Raw genomic sequence first — 24,439 nt, 5'->3', positions numbered from 1 at the left:
CCGCGGTCGCACGACCGAGCGGCATCAGCGCGTCGCCAGGTTGTCGTGATTGTCGGCCTGCGGCTTCTTCTCGCCGCCATGCACCGAAATCCCGTGAAGCTCCTTGTTGCGCGCGACGATCTCGCTGGTCGGCGGGTATTGCGTCTTGCTCGTCGGCACGATGCCGTCGTGCTGCGCCTGCTTCAGTTCGTTGACGACTTGTGCGCGGGTCTTGCCCTGCGTTTGCGTTTGCACCTGTGCGAACGCGGCCTGCGTGGCCATGCCGAGCGACAGCATGGCGGTAACGAACAGTGCTGCGAGTTTTGCCGATTTCATTGAACGCTCTCCTTGATCAGGGTCGCCGGGTGGCGAACCATGGACCCAGTATGCGAAAGCAGTCGTGCGTCACCGTGATCGGGAGATGAAAAAAACGTCAGATTGCGAGAGGTGGCGGTGCGCCTTGCACGCTCGATGGACATGACGCAATCGTCATGTTCGCGTCATGGGCGCGATGAGCGGGAAGCGGAACATGAAGTCTGCCAATGGCCCGCGCGGCCGACGGCATTCGCGCCGTTCGCGACAGCAGCATCGAAAGCGGGCGATCCTGTTCAGACTTTCATTCCGGACCGAAACGTGCATCGTCCCGCCATTCGCCTGTCGTTTATCGCAGTCCTGATCGTTCCGTTGTTTGCGGGCTGCGCATCGCCACGTTCCGACACTGGCACGACCGCGTCGGCCGCCGCGCGCAAGCCGGTGCCGGCGGACCTCATGCCCGGCGAGCAGATCGACTATGCCGGGCATCGCTGCGGCAATCCGAACCTGCATGTGAAGACGCATCCGTGCCTGTTTCCGCAACGCAATCCGGCGCCCTGATCGTCCGGTTCGCGACCAAAAAAAGGCCCGGTACTCGACGAGTCCGGGCCTAACGCGTGATCGTGTCGTGCGACAGCGACCCGCTGCGTGGATGGGAGCGGGCATGGCCCGCTACCGTTCCGATCGTACCGACACGACGCATCGTGAACCTGATCGGAACATGAAATTTTTGTCACGCAGGCGCGAGCGGGCCGTCGTCGCGATCAGAACCGGTGGCGCAAGCCGAGATTGACGATGCCTTGCGTGCGCGTGCCGCCGTAGCCATAGGAGCCGATCGACGCCTGCGCCGTTTGCGTGCCGCCGTCGAGCGTGCGCTGTTCGCCGTTCGCGCGTTGCCACGCACCGACCGCGTAGAGATCGGTGCGCTTCGACAGAACATAGTCGGCGCCGGCGGACACCTGGTGGTAGGTCGCGCTCGTATCGCCGCGGGCGCGCGTATAGCTGTAGCCGACACCGACGAGCAGGCTGGGCGTCGCCTGGTAGTTGAAGAAGCCGCGCGCGGTGTCGTACTTCTGCGTGCTGCGAAACGCCGACATCGCATCGGCCTTGTACAGCGCGTTGCTGTAGTCGATGCCGACCGCGAACGGTGCGAAGTTGTAGCGCAACGCGCCGCGCGCAATGCCGATCGATTTCACCGAGATGTAGCCGCCGTTGACCAGCGACCCGTCGAACGTCCCGTCGGAGGTGCCGTTCCAGCCGGTCCGGATGCCGTTGGCGAGCGACGAACGATTGGCCGTGTAGTAGTAGCCGCCCGCCACGTCGACCGGACCGTTGCTGTACGACAGGCCGGCCGACCAGGTTTGCCCGGCGCCGCTCTTGCCGGCCACGCCGCCGAGCGCAACCATGCCGACGAACTGGAATCCGGCGATCAAGGGCGACGAGTACTTCACAGCGTTGTCGGTTCGCGACGACGTGTCGTAGTTGTCGACGTCGCCGGGTGTCGCATAGACGCTGCCGAAGTAGAAGTCGCCCGTCACCGGCCACGCGACATCGGCGAGCGCGTCGTACTGGCGGCCGAGCGTCAGCGTGCCCCAGCGCGCGCTTTCGAGACCGACGAACGCCTGCCGGCCGAACATCCGGTTGCCTTGCCCGAGCGCACCGGTGTTCGGATTGAAGCCGTTTTCGAGCGTGAAGATCGCTTTCAGCCCGCCGCCCAGATCCTCCGCGCCTTTCAGCCCGAAGCGGTTGCCGAGCAGATTGCCGTTGCCGAGGCCGACGAGATTCCTGCCGTCCGCGCTGGCGTTCCACACATACGTCAGCGACGTATCGAACAGGCCGTACAGCGTGACTTCCGACGCGTACGTCGCGTGGGCGGTCGTGAGCAGCGCACCCGACATCATGACGAGCCGAACTGGAGTTTTCATGGTGTGTCCCTGAGGTTCAAGATGATCGTTCCGTGCATCGGTCGATTCCTGCACCGTGCCTGTGGCCGGGGCGCGGAAATGTCGCGATCGCGCTGGCGATTCTGGAAAGCGTTCGGATCGTGAAGGTGAGGGACAAATGAGAAAAATGTCATCGCGGCGTCATGAGCGCTGAATTCCACGAAGCATTTCATTCGTACTGCGACGCAGTGCATGTGCAAACCGTGACGAAACCGTCACGCTGCGATCACGATTCCGCACCGCCGCAGGATCAAAGTGAAGGCTCCTGTCACGGATTCCCGGCAAGGAGCGAACAACATGAACATTCCGCGACCGATGATCGCCATGACCGTTGCCGCGCTGTCGATTTCGGCCTTTTCGCAGACCGTAGCCGCACAGGCGAAGGCCCGGCAGGAAGTACGTCAGGAACTGGTGCGCGCGTGGCACGACGGCGTGATTCCGAGCCCGAATCATGACTATCCGGCGAGCCCGGCCGCCGTCGCGCGCAATCAGGAAATCCATCGCTCGATGGTTCACCGTGGCGAGAAGGCGCCGATGGTCGACGCGCACGACAATCGCTTCGCGGTGCGTTGATCGGTCAATCACGGCCGGCCGCGATGGCGCGGTTCGGCCGGTTCCCCATCTGAAAAGGAGCGTGCCATGCGCACCATCGCAACAGGAATCGTGCTGGTTGTCTGTTTGATGTCGACGGCCGCGACGGCGGCCGGCTGGCCGGAACGAGCGTTGTCGCATGCGTCGGCGCACGACGTCGGCCGCCGCGCGAACGAGCGGATGCGCTGCGAGTTCGCGGCTGTGCCGTCAGGCGAGTGGAGCGCGCCATTCACGCGCGGACAATGCGAGGTGGACAACGGTCGGCTGACGTTCGTGCCGGCCGATGCCGGAGGCGAGCCGAATGTCGCGGAGAAACGGATCGTGCTGGGCGACGTTCGTACCGCGTCGCATCAGTCGCGCAAGTTGAAGGAGCAACTGCAACTGACGACACGCGACGAAGTGATCGCGCTGAACGTGCTGACCGACGACGGCAGCCGCAAGTCGCGCGAGCATGCGATCGACCTGTGGACCGCGCTGCGCAACGAAGGCGTGACGCCCGTCAACGGCACGCGCATCGTCGACACGTATCCGTCGGGCGCGACGACGTGGTAGCCGGTGCGCGGTCGCGCGCGGCTTAGCCGGCCTTCACCGACCCTTCGATCAGGAAGAACACGATGAAGCCGATGAAGAACGCGGCGGTCGCGAACGGCGTTTCGGGCACCTCGTGCGCTTCGACCAGCAATTCCTCGGTGACGAGGTACAGCAGCGCGACGGTGCCGAGCCCCAGCAGCGCCGCGTAGATATTCGCCGGCAGCCCTGCGAATGCCGCATTGCCGGCCACGGCCGCGATGCTCAGCAGCGCCGCGAGGCCGACCGGCACGACGATCGACAGCATGCGGCCGATGCCGGCCGCCGCGAGCGCCGCGCTGACCGATAGCGCGAGGAACAGCACCTCGAGCGTCAGCGCGACGGTCAGGATGATGCCGCTTTCGTCGCTCGCGGAGAACGCGATGCCAAGTACGAGGCCATCGACCACGAGGTCGATCGCGGTGATTACGATCAGGCTGACAGGTAACCGCGCTTCCTCGTAGCGCGTCTCGATCGCGCCCGACAGCGCGCGGATCGCGAGCATCAGCACGATGCCGAGCACGAAGCCGACGACGACCGGAAACAGCGCGTGCGCGCGGTCCTGCGGCAGCAGTTCGAGCGCGGCGGCGGCGAACACGATGCCGCCGGTGAAATGCTGGATGACGCTCGACGTTTTCGGGCCGGGCGCGCGCCACGCGGCCGCGAGCGCGCCGAAACAGGCCGCCAGCACGGGCGGTAACGTGAGCAGCGCAAGCTTCGCGGTCGGTGTCATGAGGTCTCTCGCGCGGTTGGCGTGCCGCAGCGGGCTCGGGATCTCGCAGCCCGGCTGCATTGCACGGTTCGTACGCGCCGGGCGTTGCCCCGGCATCAACCGGGGATTGAACACCTTGAAGCCGCTCCAAGGTCAACGCATTTGATGCAACGCGCACCGGCAAGCCGGCGCACCCGTTGCGGTCAAAGCTGCGCGAGCGCCTGGTCGAGATCGGCGAGCAGGTCGTCGATATGCTCGATGCCGATCGACAGCCGCACCGTTTCCTCCTTCACGCCGGCCTTCGCGAGTTCGGCCGGCGACAACTGCCGGTGCGTCGTCGATGCCGGGTGCGTCGCGAGCGACTTCGTATCGCCGATGTTCACGAGCCGCGTGAACAGCTTCAGCGCGTCCTGGAACTTCGCGCCGCCGTCGCGGCCGCCCTTTACGCCGAACGTCAGGATGCCCGGCGCGCGGCCCGACAGGTAGCGTGCGACGAGCGGATGGTCCGGGTGATCGGGCAGGCCCGCGTAGTTCACCCATTCGACGCGCTCGTGGCGTGCGAGATGCTGCGCGACCTTCAGTGCGTTGTCGCTGATCCGTTCGACGCGCAGCGCGAGCGTTTCGATGCCCTGCAGGATCTGGAATGCGTTGAACGGCGAGATCGCCGCGCCCATGTTGCGCAGCGGCACCACGCGCGCGCGGCCGATATAGGCGGCCGGCCCGAACGCTTCCGTATAGACGACGCCGTGATAGCTGACGTCCGGCTCGTTCAGCCTCTTGAAGCGGTCCGCGTGCTCGGCCCACGGGAACTTGCCCGAATCGACGATCGCGCCGCCGAGGCTCGTGCCGTGCCCGCCGAGATACTTCGTCAGCGAGTGCACGACGATGTCCGCGCCGTGCTCGAACGGGCGCAGCAGGTACGGCGACGGCACCGTGTTGTCGACGATCAGCGGGATGCCGTGGCGATGCGCGACTTCCGCGAGCGCGGCGATATCGGTGATGTTGCCGAGCGGGTTGCCGACCGATTCCGCGAAGATCGCCTTCGTGCGCGCGTCGATCAGCGGCGCGAACGATGCGGGGTCGCGCGGATCGGCGAAGCGCGTCGTGATCCCGTATTGCGGCAGCGTATGCGCGAACAGGTTGTAGGTGCCGCCGTACAGCGAACTCGCGGACACGATGTTGTCGCCGGCCTCGGCGATCGTCTGGATCGCGTACGTGACCGCGGATTGCCCCGACGCAAGGGCGAGCGCGCCGATGCCGCCCTCGAGCGCGGCGATCCGCTGCTCGAGCACGTCCGTCGTCGGGTTCATGATCCGCGTGTAGATGTTGCCCTGGACCTTCAGGTCGAACAGGTCGGCGCCGTGCTGGGTGTCGTCGAATGCGTACGCAACGGTCTGGTAGATCGGTACGGCGACCGCGCGCGTGGTCGGGTCGGGACGATAACCGCCGTGCACGGCGATGGTTTCGAGGCGCCAGTTCGAAGAGGCCTGATCGGTCATGGGTGCTCCGTCTGTTGTTGTGATGGTCGACGGATTATAGGAGCACGTGTGCTGCTGTCCTTAGAACGATTGGTTTGTTGCTTATGGGGACGCCGCGCATAGAATGCCTTTTTCCGCAGACCAGGGGTGCGCAATGGATCAGGATCAGTGGAACCAGGTGGATGCGTATTTTTCCGCGACGCTCGTGCCGTCCGACGATGCGCTCGATGCAGCGCTGGCGGCCAGCGACGCGGCCGGGCTGCCCGCGATCAACGTCGCGCCGAATCAGGGCAAGCTGCTGCAACTGCTCGCGACGATACGCGGCGCGCGGCGCATCCTCGAAGTCGGCACGCTCGGCGGCTACAGCACGATCTGGCTTGCGCGCGCGTTGCCGCCGGGCGGCACGCTCGTGACGCTCGAACTGAGCCCCGAGCATGCGAAGGTCGCGACGCAGAACATCGCGCGCGCCGGGTTCGCGGAGGTCGTGTCGGTGATCGTCGGCAACGCGAAGGACAGCCTTGCGCGGCTCGTCGATGCGGGTGACGCGCCGTTCGATTTCATCTTCATCGATGCGGACAAGGACAACAATCCGGTCTATCTCGATGCGGCGCTGAAGCTGTCGAGGCCCGGCACGGTGATCGTCGTCGACAACGTCGTGCGCGGCGGGCGCGTGGCCGATCCGGACAATCGCGAGCCCGATGTGGTCGGCGTGCGGGAAGGGTTCGCGCGTCTGGTGGCCGAGCCGAAGCTCGCGACGACGGCCGTGCAGACGGTCGGGCTGAAGGGCTGGGACGGATTCTCGATCTCGATCGTCGGCGAGTGACGTGTCGGCGGTACGCGAGTGCGGGCGTGCCGTACGCTGGTTCGTGACGGGATCCGCAATCGGCGCGCTACGAGCGTCAGCGGTTTCCCGACGCGTCGGCCCGGCGATACAGGCGCGGCCATTGATCCTGGAACAGGCCGTTGCACGTGCCGTGCGTCGCGATGTCGGAGAGCAGGAAGCGCCGGCCGTCGAAGATCCACGATGCGGTCGAGCCGCAATCGCCGGCGCTGCGCAAGCGGACCTTGCTCGACAGCATCGCGCTGGCGGCAGCGTAGCCGGCGTCGGTCAGTTCGTTCGTGAACGACGCCGAATCGAGGCCCGCGTTCGCGTTCTCGCCGAAGTTCATCGCCGTCGGCGCATACGGCGCCGTACGTCGCACGCGGTACCACAGGTCGGTGTGGTTATACATGCTGCTGGTCTGGCATGGTATCGCGACGAGCGCCTCGTCGGCCGAGATCGCCACGGCATGCGACGCCTTTCTGCGATCGCCGGCCGACATTTCGTCTTCGACATCGGCGGCACATTGCTTCACGTCGGCGCCGAATTTCGCGAGCACCGCGTCGACGAGCGGGCGCTGTTCGGCGGCCGACAGGTTCGCGACGGGCGGCGCCGGAACGACGGCGGGCGGCAGGGCCGGCGCGGGCGGCACCGACGACGCGGGCCGGTTGCCGGGGCGCAGCAGCGCCGTGACCGTGCCGACGCGGCCCTGCGTGTCGTCGATCAGCAGCAGCGCGGCATTCAATCCCGACAGCGGCGTGCGAGATGTTTGCGCCGACGCCGGATCGCCGAAGCTCAGCAGTTGCGCATTGCGCGACGCGGCGAGCCACGCGGCAACCGTTGCCGGATCGCTCGTCCGGATCCGGAACGGATGCGCGTCGTTATTGTCCGGCTTGTCGCCGAACGCATGCCATTGGGCCGGCATCGCGTCGAACGGGCGGCCGTCGACGCGTGCCGTGCGCAGATCCAGTGGCGCCGACGCGAAGATGTCGAGCGACGGTTGCGCATCGGGGCCGGCATCGCGCGTCACGCGCAGGATGAGGTCGGCGCGTGCATCGTCGATGTCGTCGGCGTTGCTTTCGGCAATGCAGCGGTTGCCGTTGTCGCAGACGACCGACCAGCTCTTGAAGTCGCGCTCGACCGGCGGCCGCGAAAGCGGGCGAGCCTGCGCGGCGAGCGGGGAAGCGGCGAGAAGGGCGGCGAGGGCGAGCGAAAGGCGGTGCGACATGACGGTTCGTATCGGCTGTGAATGGGCGGGCGGAAGACGTCGGACTGCAAGCGCATCGTCAGCAAGCGGTGCACGTCGAGTGCAGCGGCGCGTGACGCGGAGGCGCTTTGCCGAACGGGATCAAGTATACCGCCGCAACGGGCTGCGTTCGATGCGACGACGCGTAATGCGCGGGCATGCACGTTGCTGACCGGCAGCGGCCGGGCGCGTGCAGACGTGGAAACGGCGCGATGCCCGCAGGCATCGCGCCGTTTGTCTTTCATCGACTGTCGACCACGTCGCGCAAGAACGTATCGAGCATTGCCACGTCGCCCCACGGCCGCTTGTATTCGCGATCGTGTTCGGCATCGGCGAGCATCGTCTCGACGAGCGCGCGGCCGCCGGCCATCGGCCGCGCACCGCGCTATCCTTTCACGCACACCACCTGGCGCAGCGTATGCACCACTTCGACGAGGCTGCGCTGGGCCGCCATCACCGCGTCGATGTCCTTGTAGGCCATCGGGATTTCGTCGACGACACCCGCGTCCTTCCGGCATTCGACGCCTTGCGTCGCCTTCGCCTGGTCGTCGGCCGTGAAGCGGCGCTTCGCTTCGGTGCGGCTCATCGTCCGGCCCGCGCCGTGGCTGCACGAGCAGAAGCTTTCCGGATTGCCGAGCCCGCGCACGATGAAGCTCTTCGCACCCATCGAACCCGGAATGATCCCGAGCTGCCCCTTCTGCGCGGACACCGCGCCCTTGCGCGTCACGAGCACGTCCTCACCGAAATGGCGTTCGCGCTGCACGTAGTTGTGGTGGCAGTTCACCGCGTGTTCGTCGACCGCGAACGGCTTGCCGATCACGCCGCGCGCTGCGCCGATCACCGCGTCCATCATCGCCTGCCGGTTGCGCCGCGCGTAGTCCTGCGCCCAGCCGACCGCTTCGACGTAGTCGTCGAAATGCCGGCTGCCCTCGGTGAAATATGCGAGGTTGCGATCCGGCAGGTTCGCGATGTGTTGCCGCATGTCGGCCTGCGCGAGTTCGATGAACAGGCTGCCGATCGCGTTGCCGACGCCGCGCGAGCCGCTGTGCAGCATGAACCACACGTGGCCCGCTTCATCGACGCACACTTCGATGAAGTGGTTGCCGGTGCCGAGCGTGCCGAGATGCGCGTAGTGGTTGGTCTTTTCCAGCTTCGGATACTTGTCGACGATGCGCTGGAAACCCGGCAGCAGCGCTTTCCACGATTCGGTCACGGCGGCCGGCGTGCGATCGCCCCACGCGCCCGGATCGCGGCGGCCCGGCGCGCGGCCGTGCGGCACCGCGCGTTCGATCGCGCTGCGCAGCCCGGCGAGCGAGTCCGGCAGGTCGGACGCCGTCAGCGTCGTGCGCGCGGCCATCATCCCGCAGCCGATATCGACGCCGACCGCGGCAGGAATGATCGCGCCCTTCGTCGGAATCACGCTGCCGATCGTCGAGCCCTTGCCGAGGTGCACGTCCGGCATCACCGCGACGTGGCGGAAGATGAACGGCATCTGCGCGGTGTTGCGCAGTTGCGCGCGCGCTTCGTCCTCGACGGCGACGCCTTGCGTCCACATCTTCACCGGCTTGCCGTTCGCCAGTTCCATCACCTGATAATCCATGTCGGTCATTTGCTTCACCATTCGTTCATTCGTCCGGCGCGGCACTCGTGTGCCGCGCCGGTTGTTGCACTCATCAAGCGCCCTTGATGCTGACGAGTCCGTTCAGCACCTGGTCGAGACCTCCGAACACCGAGATGCGATCGATCCGTTCCGCGACGCGCTCGAGCGTTTCCAGCTCCTTGAGCCGCAGCGCGGTCGGGTTCTCTTCCATCACCTTCGCGGTGTTCAGCAGCGAACGCGTCGCCGCCGTTTCCTCGCGACGGCGAATCACGTTCGCCTGCGCGGCCTTTTCGGCTTCGACCACCTGCGCGAGGATCGTCTTCATGTCGCCCGGCAGCACGATATCCTTCACGCCGACGCTGCGCACGTCCACGCCCGAGTTTTCGAGGCGTGCACGCACCTGCGCGATCACGACGTCGTCGATCGACTGCTTGTCCTCCAGCAGCTCGTCGAGCGAGCGCGTACCGACAGCCGCACGCAATGCGAACTGCAGCTCGCGATACAGGTGTTCGACCGGCTTCTGCAACTGGCCGAACGCATGCAGCACGTCCGCATAGCACCACGTCGCCGACAGGTTCAGCCGCAGCGCGACCTTGTCGCGCGTCAGGATTTCCTGCCCGCCGACTTCGAGCGCCTGCACGCGCAGGTCGACGAGTTCCACTGCGACGTCGCGGTTGAAGCGCCAGAACGCCGACACACCCGCGTCCAGCAGCCGCTCGATCTTGCCGTCGATCTTCAGCATGCCGACGTGATACGCCGGCACCTGCGCCAGCAGCACGCCCGTCAGGCCCGCCACACCACGCGCACGCAGTGCCGGTTGCGCGATGCGTTTCACGAGCGCGGCCGGCAGCATGCTGTCCTGCGCGAGATCGACACGTTCGAGGCGGTGCGCGATCAGGCCGCGCCAGTACAGCCGGCGCGTGCCCGGCGCCAGGATCTCGACGAGCACGTCGTCTTCATAGCGCAGGCCCGCTTCGTCGTCGGCGAGATCCATCGCGACGAAATAGTGCGCGAGCACGTCCTGCGCGTCGTGACGCAGGTAGTCGGCCAGCGCTTCGTCGGCGAGCGGCGCGTCGAGACGCGCGGTCTGCACCGACAGGCGCTTGAACGGATCGAAGGCCTTGAACACGCCCGGTTCCAGCACCTTCACGAAATCGCCCTCGCTCATCAGCAGCGCGCGTTCGTTCTTTTTCACTACATGACGCTTCCACATATTCTTGTCCTTTTCGTTAATGGCCGCCGGGTGACGCGCATCGTGCGGATCGCGGTGCGACGCAATCGGGCGGGCGGCGCGGAGGCCGGCGTGGGTGCAGCACGGCGACGCATCCTGCATCGCGTCATCGTGCGCATTCGCGCGGGCCGTCCGGCCGCCCGGCCGATCGCGCGGAACCGCAACCGGTCCGACGCGCGGCGGGCCTTTCGGCCCGCACCGGCGGGTACTGCTTCTATCAAGAGACTGTCCTTGCGGACAGCGTTCGAGCGGGATTCGAACCCGCCACCGGCCGGCTTTCGCCGGCTGCTCCACCTGAATGAGCTTTCGAACAGTGGGCGCCCCGGGATTCGAACCCGGGCGTGGCTCCTTGCGCGCCCCTTTGCCTTCGTCTGTCCATGGCGGCATGCGCTGCCGCGACGAACGAGGTTCGGCGACGGCGCACCAGCAGGGCTTTGCGAACCCTGGCTCGCGGGCCAGCGGGACATCCGGCGCCTTCTATTTAGCGAGGAGCGTGCCAGTGGGGGCTTCAGTGCTCGAAGAAATTCCTAGTTCATTGAAAATAAACAGGATTTTTTGCGTCGTGTTGATTCGCGTCGACCTTGCCTGCACGAATGGATCGAGAAAATCCGATACAATCGGATCGCTTCTTATCCGATGAGATAAACATGCGAAAGACAGTCGCGATCGGTTTTCTCGGCACCGTGCTCGACCAGGGCGGCCGCGCGCCGCGCCGCTACCGCAAATGGCGGCCGACGATCTCGCTGTGCGAGCAACCCGACCTGCCGATCGACCGGCTCGAGTTGCTGCATCCGCTGAGCTACACGCGCCTCGCCAACCAGGTGCGGGACGATCTCGCGCGGCTGTCGCCGCACACCGACGTGCGGCTCACGCCGCTCACGATCCACGACCCGTGGGATTTCGAGGAGGTCTATGCGACGCTGCATGACTACGCGCGCGCGTACCCGTTCGACCTCGAACACGAGGATTACCTGATCCACATCACGACCGGCACGCACGTCGCGCAGATCTGCTGGTTCCTGCTGGCGGAAGCGCGCTACCTGCCCGCGCGCCTCGTGCAGACGGGGCCGCCGCAGCAGACCGACGAAGGGCCGAGCGGGCCGGGCACGGTGTCGGTGATCGATCTCGACCTGTCGCGTTACAACCGGATCGCGCAGCGCTTCACGCGCGAACGCGACGAAACGGTGTCGTTCCTGAAGGCCGGCATCGCAACGCGCAACGCGCGCTTCAATACGCTGATCGAGCAACTGGAGCGCGTGGCCGTGCGTTCGCGCGCGCCGATGCTGCTCGTCGGGCCGACCGGCGCCGGCAAGTCGTTTCTCGCGAAACGCGTGTACGAGCTGAAGCGCGGCCGCCATCGGCTCGCGGGGCCGTTCATCGAGATCAACTGCGCGACGCTGCGCGGCGACGCGGCGATGTCGACGCTGTTCGGCCACGTGAAGGGCGCATTCACGGGTGCGCAGTCGGCCCGCGCGGGGCTGTTGCGCGCGGCGGACGGCGGCCTGCTGTTTCTCGACGAAATCGGCGAACTCGGGCTCGACGAGCAGGCGATGCTGCTGAAGGCGATCGAGGAGAAGCGCTTCCTGCCGGTCGGCGCGGATGTCGAGGCGGCCAGCGATTTCGAGCTGATCGCGGGCACGCACCGCGACCTGCGGCAGATGGTGGCGGCCGGCACGTTCCGCGAGGATCTCTATGCGCGGATCAATCTGTGGACGTACGAATTGCCGGGGCTCGCCGAACGCCGCGAGGACATCGAGCCGAACCTTGAATTCGAGCTCGACCGTTTTGGCCGCGAGCAGGGCGAGCAGGTGCGTTTCAACGTGGAAGCAAAACGGCGCTATCTCGCGTTCGCGGCGTCGCCGCGCGCGGCGTGGGCCGGCAACTTCCGCGAGTTGTCGGCCTCGGTCACGCGGATGGCGACACTGGCCGATGCGGGACGGATTACCGAGGACCTGGCCGAGCAGGAAGTCGAGCGGCTGACGCGCACGTGGTCGTCGCCGGGCGGCGCGGGCGCGTCCGATACGTGGGTCGATGCGGTGTTCGGTGCGCGTGCGGCGGAACTCGACCTGTTCGACCGCGCGCAGCTCGAACGCGTGCTCGATGTGTGCCGCGTGTCGGCGAGCCTGTCGGAAGCCGGGCGCACGCTGTTCGCGGTGTCGCGGCAGAGCAAGAAGCAGCCGAACGATGCGGACCGGCTGCGCAAATACCTTGCACGGTTCGGGCTGGATTGGGAGGCAGTGCGGCAGGTGCTCGACAGGGGCGTACCGTCGACCGGTGGGCGTTAGCGACGTCACATTGCAAGTGCTCGTTGCGCGAGCCATCGGAGCGGCCGTCCCGAACGGTCTGCGGCCAGCCGCCCGTCAGGGCGGCTGGCCGCAGGGAACCTTCTCGCTCAAAAAGGGGCTGATTCATCCGCAGCAGCGATTGGAGAAGCATCATCCCCCCGCGTCTATCGGATATCGCTTCAGGCGAGGCAGGTCACTTCCGGATCCCACTTGTAGTATCCGGAGTTTGCGTAATCGATCTCCCCGGTCCTGCGGTCGACCTCCATTGCGTAGAAGGTCACGATGTATTGATCGGTGCCGTAACCGACAACCGAAGCGCTGACGCGGTTGTCCAGGAAGTTCTTGAGATCGTAGGGTTCCTTCTTGTCGATGTTGTACGCAAGATAGGATCCCGGAACATCGTTCGGCGGGCCCTGGAACTTGAGGACTTTGGAGGTGCCGTTCGGTTCGACCGAAACCAGCGCTCCCGCATGATTGATGTTCCCGCTGAACGAGAGGCCGCGCCAGCGAACGGTGTCGCCGGTGAGGCCGTAGATCGAGATGTCCGGCGTCGCGTTCGTCGAGGGTTTCACATATTCCTCGGGCGCAACCATGTACGCATATTTCACCGAGGTCGGCCCGTGAGGGAGCCAGATTGCCTTCTCAGGCGTCTTGTTACCCACGGGTTTGAAGTCGTGCAGAATCAGCTCGACGTCGAACAGCGAGATGATTTCGATGGTCGCCGGTGCGCCGGCCAGAATTTCGCGGTGTCCCATGATTCGCTCCGAAGAGAAATGATGTGCCAAGTGAGGGCGCCTGCGGCGCCTGCTCCCCTTTCAGGTCGATTGTCTTCTCCGTCGAAGAATCCGAATCGGGTGAAGGGGTGCTGGCAGCGTAGGCGGAATGGGCGCACGAATCGATTACACGCGATTACAGTTCGGCGCGCTCGATACCGAGCGCAAACGCGGCAGCCGCACGCGCCTGCTGCGCTTGCCGGCCGGACTGCACGCGAAGAAGCCATTCGTGCACGACTACTGGGAGGAGGTGTTTCTCGTCGAGGGCGACCTGACCGTCGGCAACGACGAGCACGGCAACGGCGGCACGCCGTTCAAGGGCTATACGTACGCGGTGCGACCGCCCGGTGCATGGTACGGCCCGTTCAAGTCGAACGGCGGCTGCGTGCTGCTGGATCCACTACTACGACCCGGCCTGAGCCCGCCCATTCACGGCACATCGCGGGCAGTGCCGCGCGGCGTGCGCTGCCCGCCAGGAGCATTCGATGAAAACCATCACGTTCGCGATCGACGGTCGCGACGGCCGCACCGAGCGTGCGATCGCGATCGACACGCTCGTGATCGCGGGCTGGACCGGCCGCGACACGGTCGCCATGGAGCAGCACATCCGCGAGCTGGAGGCGCTCGGTGTCAAGCGCCCGGCCACGACGCCGGTGTTTTACCGCGTCGCGGCCGACCGCCTCGATCCGGCGCCCGCGATCCAGGTGTCGGGCGGGCAGAGCAGCGGCGAAGCGGAATTCGTGCTGGTGCGCGACGGCGGCGAGACCTTCGTCGGCATCGCGTCCGACCACACCGACCGCGAGGTCGAGACCTACGGGATCACCGTGTCGAAGCAGATGTGCGGCAAGCCTGCGGGAACACGCTGTGGAAGTTCGACGACGTGGCCGGCCACTGGGATCAGCTCGTGCTGCGCGCGTACGCGACGATCGACGGCGAGCGCGTGCTGTATCAGGAAGGCAACGTGACCGCGATGCGCGCGCCGGACGATCTGCTCGTGCAGTTCGCGCGCCATGACGGCCGCTTCGTCGACGGCACCGCGATGCTATGCGGCACGCTGGCCGCGATCGGCGGGATCCGGCCGGCCGAGCGGTTCGAGGTCGAGCTGGAAGATCCGGTGCTGGGCCGCACGATCCGGCATGCGTATGCGGTGGACACGCTGCCCGTTGCGGGTTGACGCGGTCGAGCGCGCAATCAGGCGCGGCAGATCGCGATGATCTCCGCGCTCGTCGCGTCGTCGAACGGTGCGCGTTGCCAGTCGCCGCACCAGTCGGCCGACGAAAATCCGGCGGCGGCTACGCGCGCCTGCAATTCGGGTTGCGCGACGAAGCGCAGCCGGCTCGTGTTCGTCAGCAACGCATCGTCGTGGTGGAAACGGTAGTGCGTGTCGAACGTCACGATCCCGTCGCTTACCGCGCACACCGCATGATGGAGATCGACGATGCCGGTTTCGCGCGACTCGACGCTGCGTGCCGAATGCTCGGGCGTCCATGCGCGCCACGGCTCGACGCGCGGGTTGCGGGTATCGAACAGGAAGCGGCCGCCGTCGGCGAGCACGCGCCGCACGCCGCGTAACGTCGCGTCGATGTCGTCATCGGTCAGCAGGCACTGGAATGCGTGTCCGGTCATCACGACCGCATCGAACGGGGCATCGGGCGGCAGGCCGCCGAGCCCGCACGCGTGCCAGCGCACGGTGTCGCCGCCCGGCTGGCGTCGGGCGTAATCGATCATCGCCGGCGCGGGGTCGATCGCGACGACGTCGTGCCCGGCCGCCGCGAGCCGGCGCGCGAACATGCCGGTGCCGCAGCCGAGATCGAGAATGCGTTGCCGCGCGGTGCCGATCTGCGATGCGTAGAACGCGAAGTCGCGATCGCCCGCGTTGAACAGGTCGTAGACCGCTACGAGGCGCGGGTCGGTGTAGAGGGCTTCGCCGGCGGGCGCCGCGCGGGACGTCATGCCGCCGCGTGCATCAGCGCTGCTGCACGGCCACGCGCAGCCCGAGCGCGATGAAGATCGAGCCGATGATCTTCCCCTGCCAGCGCGTGAGCCACGTGAGCCGCTTCACGATGCGGCCGAGCGGGCGGATCGAGCATGCGATCAGCGTCGTATAGAGCGAACTGAGCACGACGAAGATCAGCCCGAGCACCGCGAACTGCACGAACGTCGAGCCGCGTTCCGGATGCACGAACTGCGGCATGAACGCGAGGAAGAACAGCGCGGTCTTCGGATTCAGCACTTCGGCGGGAATCGCCTGCAGGTACGCCTTGAGCGGCGTGACGGGCGACACCGTCGGCAGCGACGGATCGGACGGTTTGTCGAGCAGCGCGCGCACGCCGAGATAGATCAGGTACGCGGCACCCACCAGCTTCACGACGTTGAACGCGAGCGCCGACGTCATCAGCAGCGCCGACAGCCCGACGGCCGCGAACAGCGTGTGCACGAAGTCGCCGCTCGCGACGCCGAGGCCGGTCAGGATGCCGGTCTTGCGGCCGCCCTGCACGGTGCGGCTGAGCACGAGCAGCACGGCGGGGCCGGGGATCAGGAACAGGCCCAGAACGACGGCCGTGAAGGTGGTCAGCGTGGTCAGGTCGAACATGGCGGCTCCGGCAGGTTGGTGCAGCGGCGGGGGATCGGGGCATTGTATTCGGTTCGGCGCGCGGCCGCAGACGCGCGCGCAAACCGCCCGGTTGTGCCGGCGCCTTTCTGGTATAAGCACGAAAGGACGCGCGGGCACGGCGTCCGGCTTCCTCCACCGCCTACCGTTTGATGCGCAAGCTTCCATCGACCACCGATCCCGCAGCGGACGCCGCCGTCTACCACGTGCCGCGTCCGCTCGTCGTGTTCGGCGGCTCGGTCGTCGAGCCCGAGTGGCGGCTGGAGCGGCACAGCCATCGCCAGGCGCAATTGCTCTACACGCTGAGCGGCGTCATCTATTGCGAGATCGACGGCGGCGTGTGGAGCGCGCCGCCGCAATGCACGGTGTGGATTCCGGGCGACGTCCCGCATGCGGCGCGCGGCTCGGCCGGCGCGACCTTCTATGCGGTGCTGGTCGAACCCGACGCCGCGCTGGATTTGCCCGCGCACTGCTGCACGTTGTCGATGTCGCCGCTGTTGCGCGAGCTGCTGCTGAAGGCCGCGAGCTTCCCGAACCTGTACGACGTCGACGGCCCACAGGGGCGGCTGATGGCGACGCTGCTCGACGAGCTCGTCGCGGCGCCGGTCGAGGACCTGTACCTGCCGATGCCGGCCGACCGCCGGCTGCGCAAGCTGATCGACCATCTGCTCGACGATCCGGCCGACAAGTCGTCGCTGCCCGAACTCGCGCGGCGTGCGGGCGTCAGCGAGCGCAGCCTGACGCGGCTCGCCACCAAGGAGCTCGGGATGAGCCTCGGCGACTGGCGCCGGCGGCTGCACGTCGCGTTGTCGCTGCGGATGCTGACGACCGGCCGCCGCGTGCACCAGATCGCGATCGACCTCGGCTACGAGAGCGCGAGCAGCTTCGTGACGATGTTTCGCAAGGCGACCGGCAAGTCGCCGACGCAGTTCCTGACCGACCGGCAACGCTGAACACGCGGTTCGTGCCGGCGCGCGCGTTTGGCCGGATTGAAAAAGCAGTTGGCCGGGATGAGAAATGACGCGTTTGACCTCGATCCATAAAATGAGAACCGTTCTCATCTGGAGGTCGACATGCAGATCGTCACGACTGAATTCCCGTTTGTCTGGTTGCGTTACAGCGGTTCGACGTACACCGATCCCGCCCACCTGCTCGCCGAACTCGATGCGTTGCTGGCGCGCCGCGAACGCTTCGTTCTTCTGACCGACGACGCGCCGTCCGGCGACGATCGTGGGGCCGGCGATCACGAAATGCGCAAGCAGCTCGCGAAGTGGAGCAAGGCCAACCGCGCGCAGTCGCGCGAATGGATTCCCGCGATGATCGCGATCGAGCCCGACGCGTCGCGGCGCGCGGCGCTCGACGCATTCTCGGGCGCGTTCGAGAAAGTCTGGGGTTATCCGTTGAACGCGGCGGCGAGCCGCGACGATGCGCTTGCGCTCGCGCAACGGCTGCTCGACGAACCGGCGCGTGGCGCCGCGGCCGCGAACGGCTGAACCGGCCGCCGCGCCGGCGGCGCGGCTTTCCTCGACACGCATGCACGGCGCGCGAATGCGCGCCGCGGCATGCTGCAACCACGCAGGGGTGTCCGGTGGACAATCCGATCCGCGCGATGCGCATCTTCACGCGCATCGTCGAAATGAACAGCTTTACGCGCGCGGCGCAGGCACTCGGCATTTCGCGCGCGACCGCGACGCGGACCGTGCAGGAGCTCGAAGCGGCGCTCGGCATGCCGCTGCTGGTGCGCACGACGCGCGCGCTGCGTGCGACGCCCGAAGGCGACGCGTATTACCGCCGCTGCCTGCGCATCACGGCGGATGTCGACGATCTCGAAGCCAGCATCCGCGGCGCCGCGCTGCATCCGAGCGGGCCGTTGCGCGTCGAGCTGCCGGGATCGGTGGCGGGCGCGATCGTGCTGCCCGCGCTTGGCGAATTTCATGCGCGGCATCCCGATCTCGTGCTGATGCTCGGCGTGTCCGGGCGCGCAGCCGACCGTGTCGGCGACGCGATCGACTGCAGTATCCGGCTCGGCGAGCTGCCCGATTCGTCGCTCGTCGCGCGCCGGCTCGGCATGTTCGAGCGGGTGACGTGCGCGAGCCCCGCGTATCTCGATCGCCACGGCGTCCCGCGCACGCTCGACGATCTCGCCGCGCATCGCGCGGTATGCGGATCGTCCCTTTTCGGTCAGCGCACGGCCGAACTCGATTTCACGGTGGATGGCGCGGTGCGCAAGGTGCGGCTCGACGGCATCGTCAGCGTGGACGACGAGCACGCGTATCTCGCGTGCGGCGTGCACGGCCTCGGGCTGATCCAGCCGCCGCGTGTCGCCGCGCAGCCGTTGATCGACGCGGGGCGGTTGCGGGAAGTGCTGCCGCGCTGGCGGCCCGATGCGGTCGCGGTGTCGGCCGTCTACGTGAAGCGCCCGCATGTGTCGCCCGGCGTACGTGCATTCGTCGAGTGGATTGTCGAGCGGTTTGCGCAGGAACGGGAGGGCGTGGTCGTCGCGGGGGCCATGGCGCGACGGCCGGTGCCGGAAGCCGTCGAGACGAACGATCGCGAGGGCAGTCAGGTGGCGATGGCGTGAACGAGGAGGGGCGTTGAACGAAGGGCGCTCAATCGCCCGCGAGATGGAACGCGCCGGCCATCCGCTCCTGCTCCCGTGCGGGCAACGCGAGTCGCGTCGCAAGCGTTCTCCATTGGCTGACGATGCTGCGGAAGTCGTCGATGATCTCGTCGGCATCCTGCAGCTTGAGCCGGAAGTATTCGCATACCTCGCGGGCGAGTTCGAGGTTCAGCGCGTTGTCGGCTTCGGTGATATTGAGCTTGAGACCGTCGGCGACGGCGACAGGATTCATGTCGTAGGCCGCCGAAAGCCGCCAGCCCGCACCCGGCACCAGGATGAATCCATGATTGCGGAGATGATCGTCAGTGTTCGAGACCAGGAGGTTGAAGACGATTCGGGCCCATAACTCGCGCAAGTCGGCATTCGGTTGTGCGCCGTGCCGCATGAGGACTTCGGCCAATTCCAGGTAGCTGACACCCGTCGACGCATCGTCGCCGTCGACATGGCCGGTCATCGTCATTGCCGACGCGAAATGCAGACGTCGGCCCTCGGCTGTCCGATCGAAACGCCGGACCAGGAAGCAGTGGTGATCGCTGGCGAACTTTCGTGCCTCGGCGTGGGCGACGTTCAGGCCGCAACCCACCGCCAGCGCATTGACGACCATTTCCCAGCCACCCACGTCGTAGTCGTCCCGTGCGCTCGGAAACTTCGCAATATAGAGACGGCCTCGATCGTCGGCGACGCTTGCCTTGGGTCTTGCGCCACCGAGCGAGCCGCCGGGGGCGATGAGCATCGCTAGCCAGTCGCGGCCATTCGGAGCGGTGTTGTCGACGTCTTCCTCCAGTGCGCGACTCGCGTGTTCCAGTTCGCGAATCTCTGCAAACGGCGGCGCAGCGAGATCAAGACGGTCGTCGAGAAATTCTCCGGCGTCGTCGAGCTTGTAGCGCAATGCGCCGACGCGATAAAGGTCGTGAACGCCAAGCAGGTAGTCCGATTCGTGGAGTCGGGTGCCTTTCGGTCGCAGGCCGGCACGAATGTCTCGCTCCAGCCGGCGATCCATCAGCATGCGGCCCCACCGATCGGGGCTGGAGTCGGCGAAGGCGCCGAACGCGTCCCGTGGCGGGGCCGGATATTGGGGGCCTTCAAAGAGACCGATTGCCGGGTCGATCTGCACGTTTGCGAATTCGGGAGCCGCCAGTGCAGCAGACGCGTACTGGAACTCGAACCGCTCGCTCGCCCGCGTCTTGCGGCTGTGCAGGAGTCCGATCTTTCGCGGTTCAGGCAAGCCGTCCCAATCCGCGTAGACGCCGATCGTCGTCATTTCCCGCGATGCTCCCCATGCCGTTTTCTTGCCGGCTTCAGCAACGCGACCAGATCGGCTGCTGTCGTGCCGCGGGCATCGCCGGGTTCGGTGGTTCCGGACGCCGGCGTGCCTGCTCCGGCCGCTTTCGTGGCGGAGGGCGCGCTTGCGCGCATGCGCCGACCGGGCGTGGACGACGTGGCGGAGGAGAGGGCTGGCGCGATGCGTCGGGCGGATCGTGGTTTGACGAGGCGGGCGTCCTGAAGCTGGCGGCCGAATTCGTCCGTGGCGGCCAGCTTTTCCAGATCGCTCTGGAGCCCCAGCACCTGCATGACGGACAGATAGGCGCCGATGGTGACGCCCGATCCGCCGGCTTCCAGCGAACGAAGCGTCATCGGCGACATGCCGGCGCGTTCCGCGACCTGCTTGGCCGTCAGCTTCCGGCGCAGGCGAGCAAGCTTCAGCCGCTCGCCGAATTCGGCGAGTAGCTGGCTCGATACCGGTAGGAGCGGGGCTGTCTTTTGTGCCATGAGGCTAATATTTCAATGTTTTTCTAACAAAGGTGTCAAAATATTAGCACAATCGATGCGGAGCGTGAGCGCCTTTCGGTCTGCTTGGTATGTTGTGATGTAAGTATTTTGGCGATTATTATGAAATTTAGCCAAAATAATAGCATTTTTATGGCCGTTCCTCCGTGTGCAACGCAATTCGGCGGTCGGGTAGCGTCGGCGCGGCTGCGCGCGACGATCGCGGCTTGCGCGATCCAAACCGTTTCCTAGACGGCCCTCAACCGCCCCAATTCATCCGCCAGAAAATCGACGAACGCACGAATCCGCGCGGACATCTGGTGACGCTGTGCATACACCGCATAGATGTCCGCGCTCGGCGTTTCGTGGTCGGGCAGCACGACGACGAGGCGACCGTCGGCGAGATAGTCGCGGAGGTCCCATTCGGCGCGCATCAGGATCCCGTGCCCGTCGAGCGCCCACTTCACGGCGATCTCGCCGTCGTTCGTCGTCAGGTTGCCGTTGATCCGCACGGCTTCCGTGTTGCGTGCCGCGCCGCGCCCGCTGGTCAGGCGCCAGATCCCGTAACCTTCGTCGCCTTGCCGGATGCCGATGCAGTTGTGCCGCGTCAGGTCGTGCGGCGTGCCGGGCATCCCGTGCCGCGCGAGATACGCGGGCGCCGCGCACAGCAGCCGGCGGTTCGGCGCGAGCCGCCGCGCGACGACGCGCGTGTCGGGCGGCTCGCCGAAGCGGATGCACACATCGAACGCGTCGTCGGTGAGCGGCGGCGGCATCACCGACAACTGCAATTGCACCGACACCTCCGGATAGCGCGCGACGAAACGCGAGATCGCGGGGCCGACGTGGCTGCGCCCGAAACCGAGCGTCGCGTTCACGCGCAGCAGCCCCTTCGGACGCTGTTTCGCGCTGCCGAGCAACTCGCCGAGTTCGTCCATCTGGTCGAGGATCCGGCGCGCGTAGTCGAGATACACGTCGCCTTCGGGCGTCAGCATCATCCGCCGCGTCGTGCGGTTGACGAGCGTCACGCCCGCGCGCCGCTCCATCTGCGTGAGCCGCTTGCTGACGGCCGCTGCGGTCAGCCCGAGTTCGCGCGCGGCCGCGCTCAGGCTACCCGACGCGGCCAGCGTCGAGAAGAAGCCGAGATCGGCCGGCTGGACGGTATCCGTCATGACGGGATTCGTGAATTGAAGTTAAAGATGCTTTGAGTCTAGCACCGGTTCCCGCACTCCTGGTTCGGTAAAGTGCGTTCACGCTCACGATCAATCGAGGATGTCCGCATGAAGACCTACCGTATCGCAACGATTCCCGGCGACGGCATCGGCAAGGAAGTGGTGCCGGCCGGCAAGCAGGTGCTGGAAGCGCTGGCCCGTGGCAGCGACCGCTTCGCGTTCGAGTTCGAGGATTTCGACTGGGGCGCCGATTATTACCGCCAGCACGGCGCGATGATGCCGGCCGACGGCCTGGACGCGCTGCGCGGCAAGGACGCGATCCTGTTCGGCTCGGCGGGCGACCCCGACGTGCCCGACCACGTGACGCTGTGGGGGCTGCGCCTGAAGATCTGCCAGGGCTTCGACCAGTACGCGAACGTGCGCCCGACGCGCATCCTGCCCGGCATCGACGCGCCGCTGAAGCGCTGCGGGCCGGACGACCTGAACTGGGTCATCGTCCGCGAGAACTCCGAAGGCGAATACGCGGGTGTCGGCGGCCGCGTGCACCAGGGCCATCCGATCGAGGCCGCGACCGACGTGTCGATCCTCACGCGCGCCGGCGTCGAACGCATCATGCGCTTCGCGTTCCGGCTCGCGCAGTCGCGTCCGCGCAAGCTGCTGACCGTGATCACGAAGAGCAACGCGCAGCGGCACGCGATGGTGATGTGGGACGAGATCGCGAAGCAGGTCGCGCAGGAATTCCCCGACGTCACGTGGGACAAGGAACTCGTCGACGCGGCGACCGCGCGCATGGTTAACCGGCCGGCGTCGCTCGACACGATCGTCGCGACCAACCTGCACGCGGACATCCTCAGCGATCTCGCCGCCGCGCTCGCCGGCAGCCTCGGCATCGCGCCGACCGGCAACATCGATCCCGAGCGTCGTTATCCGTCGATGTTCGAGCCGATCCACGGCTCCGCGTTCGACATCATGGGCAAGGGGCTCGCGAATCCGGTCGGCACGTTCTGGTCGGTCGTGATGCTGCTCGAGCATCTCGGCGAGACGGAAGCCGCCGCGCGCGTGATGCAGGCGATCGAGGCCGTGACGGCCGACCCGTCGCTGCATACGCGCGACCTCGGCGGCAGCGCGACGACCGCGCAGGTGACGGCGGCTGTGTGCGAGCGCGTCGCGAACGCGGCGGTTGCGGCCTGACGATCGAGGCGGCGCTGCGCATGCGGGCCGCAACGTAGCGGCGGCGCGTGTGCGCAACCGGTAGCCGGGCGCCGCCCGTTCATCGTCCCCGCGGTTTTTCATGCCCGCGACTCGCGCGTCCGACGCGAGCCGGGCGCCGGCCCGCGCGCTTCGTCGCGGCGCCGGCGAGTATTCACAGACAGAGCACGGCTCGACCTCGAAGGAGGAGACACATGCAAGCGGATCTGGAAACACGCGTCGCGCGGAAACTGATGTGGCGGATCATTCCGTTCGTGATGCTGCTTTACTTCGTCAGCTTTCTCGATCGCGTCAACGTCGGCTTTGCCGCGATGACGATGAACAAGGCGATCGGCCTGTCGCCGACCGCGTTCGGGTTCGGCGGCGGTCTGTTCTTCATCGGCTACTTCCTGTTCGAGGTGCCGTCCAACCTGATACTCCATCGTGTCGGTGCGCGCATCTGGATCGCGCGCGTGATGATCACGTGGGGCCTCGTGTCGGCCGTCTCCGCGTTCGCGGCCGGGCCGACGAGCTTCTACGTGTTGCGCTTCCTGCTCGGTGTGGCCGAAGCCGGGTTCTTCCCCGGCGTCATCCTGTACCTGAGCCTGTGGTTCCCCGCGAAGCAGCGCGCGGTGGCGGCCGCATGGTTCATGGCGGCCGCGCCGATCTCGACCGCGATCGGTTCGCCGCTGTCCGGCGCGATCATGCAGATGCCGCCGCTGTTCGGGCTCGCCGACTGGCAGATGCTGTACATCGTCGAAGCGCTGCCGGCCGTCGCGCTCGGCTTCGTCGTGCTCAAGTGCCTGACCGATTCGCCGTCGAAGGCCGTGTGGCTGCAGCCGGACGAGCGCGACTGGCTGATCGCGAAGCTGAAGGCCGAAGCCGACGTGCGCCATACGCATGCCGGGCATACGGCCGGCGCGTGGCAGGCGCTGCGCGATCCGCGCGTGCTGGCGCTTGCGCTGATCTACTTCGGCACGTCGGCCGGGTTGTACACGCTCGGGCTGTGGGCGCCGCTGATGGTCAAGCAGTTCGGCTTCACCGCGTTGCAGACGGGCCTGCTGACCGGGATCCCGAGCATCGCCGCCGTCGTCGCGATGATCGTCTGGGCGCGGCATTCGGATCGCACCGGCGAGCGCACGTGGCACGTCGTGATTCCGTGCGTGCTCGCGTGCATCGGCTTCGTGTTCGCGGGGCAGGCGAGCACCGCGCTGCTGACCGTGCTCGCGCTGGTCGTCGTCAACATCGGGATCAGCGCCGCGAAGGCGCCGCTGTGGGCGATGCCGAGCGCGTTCCTGTCGGGCGCCGGCGCGGCTGCGGGGATCGCGATGATCAACTCGATCGGCAATCTCGGCGGGTTCGTCGGGCCGTTCGCGATCGGCTGGCTGAAGAACGCGACGGGCGGGTATGCGGCGGGGCTCTATGTGGTGGCGGGCACGCTCGCGGTGTCGGCGGTCGTCACGCTGATGCTGAGCCGGAAGGGGGCGCGGGAAGAGGCCGTGGCGGGCGTGCGGCATCACCCGTAAGCACGGCGTTTGCATCGAAAC

23 protein-coding genes, 1 tRNA gene and 3 pseudogenes are annotated in these 24,439 nt (G+C 66.8%); 12 read left to right on the top strand and 15 right to left on the bottom strand.

Annotation, left to right across the window (positions count from 1 at the left end):
- Positions 1-24: 24 nt before the first annotated feature.
- The gene (locus JYG32_RS24710) at positions 25-315 is read right to left on the bottom strand and encodes a DUF4148 domain-containing protein (RefSeq protein WP_213267298.1); all 291 of its coding nucleotides are present in this window, start codon (positions 313-315) and stop codon (positions 25-27) included.
- A 135-nt stretch (positions 316-450) separates the two neighbouring features.
- Between JYG32_RS24710 and JYG32_RS39080 the strand changes: the two genes are divergently transcribed.
- Positions 451-852 carry a hypothetical protein gene (locus tag JYG32_RS39080; RefSeq protein ID WP_249744868.1) on the top strand — a complete coding sequence of 134 codons (402 nt, stop codon included), beginning with the start codon at positions 451-453 and terminating at the stop codon, positions 850-852.
- 203 nt (positions 853-1,055) lie between these two features.
- Here the strand turns inward: JYG32_RS39080 and JYG32_RS24700 are convergent, their stop codons facing one another.
- Positions 1,056-2,216, bottom strand: coding sequence for a porin (locus JYG32_RS24700; RefSeq protein ID WP_213267297.1), 1,161 nt, complete (start codon positions 2,214-2,216; stop codon positions 1,056-1,058).
- A 315-nt stretch (positions 2,217-2,531) separates the two neighbouring features.
- Here JYG32_RS24700 and JYG32_RS24695 point away from each other — a divergent pair, with 315 nt between their 5' ends.
- Complete coding sequence (locus tag JYG32_RS24695; RefSeq protein WP_213267296.1) at positions 2,532-2,807, top strand: DUF4148 domain-containing protein; 276 nt, start codon at positions 2,532-2,534, stop codon at positions 2,805-2,807.
- A gap of 66 nt (positions 2,808-2,873) precedes the next feature.
- A complete protein-coding gene (locus JYG32_RS24690; RefSeq protein WP_213267295.1) occupies positions 2,874-3,377 on the top strand; it encodes a hypothetical protein in 504 nt (167 codons plus the stop codon).
- 22 nt (positions 3,378-3,399) lie between these two features.
- Here the strand turns inward: JYG32_RS24690 and JYG32_RS24685 are convergent, their stop codons facing one another.
- Both JYG32_RS24685 and JYG32_RS24680 read right to left on the bottom strand, forming a co-directional pair.
- Positions 3,400-4,125 (bottom strand): ZIP family metal transporter, encoded by a 726-nt coding sequence (locus JYG32_RS24685; RefSeq protein WP_213267294.1) that lies wholly within the window; start codon positions 4,123-4,125, stop codon positions 3,400-3,402.
- Positions 4,126-4,307: 182 nt separating this feature from the next.
- Positions 4,308-5,603, bottom strand: coding sequence for an O-acetylhomoserine aminocarboxypropyltransferase/cysteine synthase family protein (locus tag JYG32_RS24680; protein WP_213267293.1), 1,296 nt, complete (start codon positions 5,601-5,603; stop codon positions 4,308-4,310).
- Between the two features lie 133 nt (positions 5,604-5,736).
- Here JYG32_RS24680 and JYG32_RS24675 point away from each other — a divergent pair, with 133 nt between their 5' ends.
- On the top strand, positions 5,737-6,405 hold the full coding sequence (locus tag JYG32_RS24675; protein ID WP_174378839.1) for an O-methyltransferase: 669 nt from the start codon (positions 5,737-5,739) through the stop codon (positions 6,403-6,405).
- Between the two features lie 76 nt (positions 6,406-6,481).
- On the opposite strand, the gene JYG32_RS24670 is transcribed toward JYG32_RS24675, so the two are convergent.
- The 5 genes and pseudogenes from JYG32_RS24670 to JYG32_RS24650 form a co-directional block, all read right to left on the bottom strand.
- Positions 6,482-7,630, bottom strand: a complete 1,149-nt coding sequence (locus JYG32_RS24670; protein WP_213267292.1) for a DUF1176 domain-containing protein — start codon at positions 7,628-7,630, stop codon at positions 6,482-6,484.
- Between the two features lie 259 nt (positions 7,631-7,889).
- Positions 7,890-8,003: pseudogene (locus tag JYG32_RS39485) on the bottom strand (nucleotidyltransferase); the annotation flags it as partial.
- 30 nt (positions 8,004-8,033) lie between these two features.
- Positions 8,034-9,257 (bottom strand): RtcB family protein, encoded by a 1,224-nt coding sequence (locus JYG32_RS24660; protein ID WP_283842746.1) that lies wholly within the window; start codon positions 9,255-9,257, stop codon positions 8,034-8,036.
- 64 nt (positions 9,258-9,321) lie between these two features.
- The gene (locus JYG32_RS24655; RefSeq protein WP_213267291.1) at positions 9,322-10,461 is read right to left on the bottom strand and encodes a slipin family protein; all 1,140 of its coding nucleotides are present in this window, start codon (positions 10,459-10,461) and stop codon (positions 9,322-9,324) included.
- 258 nt (positions 10,462-10,719) lie between these two features.
- Positions 10,720-10,792, bottom strand: a tRNA-Phe gene (locus JYG32_RS24650).
- A gap of 334 nt (positions 10,793-11,126) precedes the next feature.
- On the opposite strand from JYG32_RS24650, the gene rtcR reads away from it, so the two are divergent.
- Entirely contained in the window at positions 11,127-12,764 is a 1,638-nt protein-coding gene (gene rtcR / locus JYG32_RS24645) for an RNA repair transcriptional activator RtcR (RefSeq protein WP_213267290.1), read from the top strand.
- Between the two features lie 179 nt (positions 12,765-12,943).
- Here the strand turns inward: rtcR and JYG32_RS24640 are convergent, their stop codons facing one another.
- The gene (locus JYG32_RS24640; protein ID WP_174378843.1) at positions 12,944-13,519 is read right to left on the bottom strand and encodes an AidA/PixA family protein; all 576 of its coding nucleotides are present in this window, start codon (positions 13,517-13,519) and stop codon (positions 12,944-12,946) included.
- Between the two features lie 163 nt (positions 13,520-13,682).
- Between JYG32_RS24640 and JYG32_RS39600 the strand changes: the two are divergent.
- Together JYG32_RS39600 and JYG32_RS24630 are read left to right on the top strand one after the other, a co-directional pair.
- Positions 13,683-13,956 (top strand): annotated as a pseudogene (locus JYG32_RS39600) (cupin); the annotation flags it as partial.
- Between the two features lie 66 nt (positions 13,957-14,022).
- Positions 14,023-14,711 (top strand): annotated as a pseudogene (locus tag JYG32_RS24630) (DUF2848 domain-containing protein).
- Between the two features lie 17 nt (positions 14,712-14,728).
- On the opposite strand, the gene JYG32_RS24625 reads toward JYG32_RS24630, so the two are convergent.
- Together JYG32_RS24625 and JYG32_RS24620 are read right to left on the bottom strand one after the other, a co-directional pair.
- The gene (locus JYG32_RS24625; RefSeq protein WP_213267288.1) at positions 14,729-15,490 is read right to left on the bottom strand and encodes a class I SAM-dependent methyltransferase; all 762 of its coding nucleotides are present in this window, start codon (positions 15,488-15,490) and stop codon (positions 14,729-14,731) included.
- A gap of 13 nt (positions 15,491-15,503) precedes the next feature.
- Positions 15,504-16,130, bottom strand: coding sequence for a LysE family translocator (locus JYG32_RS24620; protein ID WP_174378846.1), 627 nt, complete (start codon positions 16,128-16,130; stop codon positions 15,504-15,506).
- A gap of 170 nt (positions 16,131-16,300) precedes the next feature.
- Between JYG32_RS24620 and JYG32_RS24615 the strand changes: the two genes are divergently transcribed.
- The 3 genes from JYG32_RS24615 (at position 16,301) to JYG32_RS24605 (ending at position 18,729) form a co-directional block, all read left to right on the top strand.
- Complete coding sequence (locus JYG32_RS24615; RefSeq protein ID WP_213267287.1) at positions 16,301-17,101, top strand: AraC family transcriptional regulator; 801 nt, start codon at positions 16,301-16,303, stop codon at positions 17,099-17,101.
- A 120-nt stretch (positions 17,102-17,221) separates the two neighbouring features.
- Positions 17,222-17,641, top strand: a complete 420-nt coding sequence (locus tag JYG32_RS24610) for an ATP--cob(I)alamin adenosyltransferase (protein WP_213267286.1) — start codon at positions 17,222-17,224, stop codon at positions 17,639-17,641.
- A 95-nt stretch (positions 17,642-17,736) separates the two neighbouring features.
- Positions 17,737-18,729 carry a LysR family transcriptional regulator gene (locus tag JYG32_RS24605; RefSeq protein ID WP_213267285.1) on the top strand — a complete coding sequence of 331 codons (993 nt, stop codon included), beginning with the start codon at positions 17,737-17,739 and terminating at the stop codon, positions 18,727-18,729.
- A 28-nt stretch (positions 18,730-18,757) separates the two neighbouring features.
- Here the strand turns inward: JYG32_RS24605 and JYG32_RS24600 are convergent, their stop codons facing one another.
- The 3 genes from JYG32_RS24600 to JYG32_RS24590 all read right to left on the bottom strand — a co-directional run bounded on the left by JYG32_RS24600 (position 18,758) and on the right by JYG32_RS24590 (position 21,704).
- On the bottom strand, positions 18,758-20,029 hold the full coding sequence (locus JYG32_RS24600) for a type II toxin-antitoxin system HipA family toxin (protein WP_174378850.1): 1,272 nt from the start codon (positions 20,027-20,029) through the stop codon (positions 18,758-18,760).
- Positions 20,026-20,538, bottom strand: coding sequence for a helix-turn-helix domain-containing protein (locus JYG32_RS24595; protein ID WP_174378851.1), 513 nt, complete (start codon positions 20,536-20,538; stop codon positions 20,026-20,028). Before JYG32_RS24595 ends, JYG32_RS24600 begins: the two co-directional genes overlap by 4 nt.
- A gap of 245 nt (positions 20,539-20,783) precedes the next feature.
- Positions 20,784-21,704, bottom strand: a complete 921-nt coding sequence (locus JYG32_RS24590; protein ID WP_213267284.1) for a LysR substrate-binding domain-containing protein — start codon at positions 21,702-21,704, stop codon at positions 20,784-20,786.
- A 108-nt stretch (positions 21,705-21,812) separates the two neighbouring features.
- Here JYG32_RS24590 and JYG32_RS24585 point away from each other — a divergent pair, with 108 nt between their 5' ends.
- Both JYG32_RS24585 and JYG32_RS24580 read left to right on the top strand, forming a co-directional pair.
- Positions 21,813-22,895 (top strand): tartrate dehydrogenase, encoded by a 1,083-nt coding sequence (locus tag JYG32_RS24585; RefSeq protein ID WP_213267283.1) that lies wholly within the window; start codon positions 21,813-21,815, stop codon positions 22,893-22,895.
- Between the two features lie 212 nt (positions 22,896-23,107).
- Positions 23,108-24,418, top strand: a complete 1,311-nt coding sequence (locus JYG32_RS24580) for an MFS transporter (protein ID WP_213267282.1) — start codon at positions 23,108-23,110, stop codon at positions 24,416-24,418.
- Positions 24,419-24,439: the final 21 nt, after the last annotated feature.

The organism is Burkholderia pyrrocinia, assembly GCF_018417535.1.
In the GTDB taxonomy this organism is placed as follows: Bacteria; Pseudomonadota; Gammaproteobacteria; order Burkholderiales; family Burkholderiaceae; genus Burkholderia; species Burkholderia pyrrocinia_E.
Note: the sequence above shows the minus strand (reverse complement) of the source record. Positions and strands in the feature narration are given on the sequence as shown.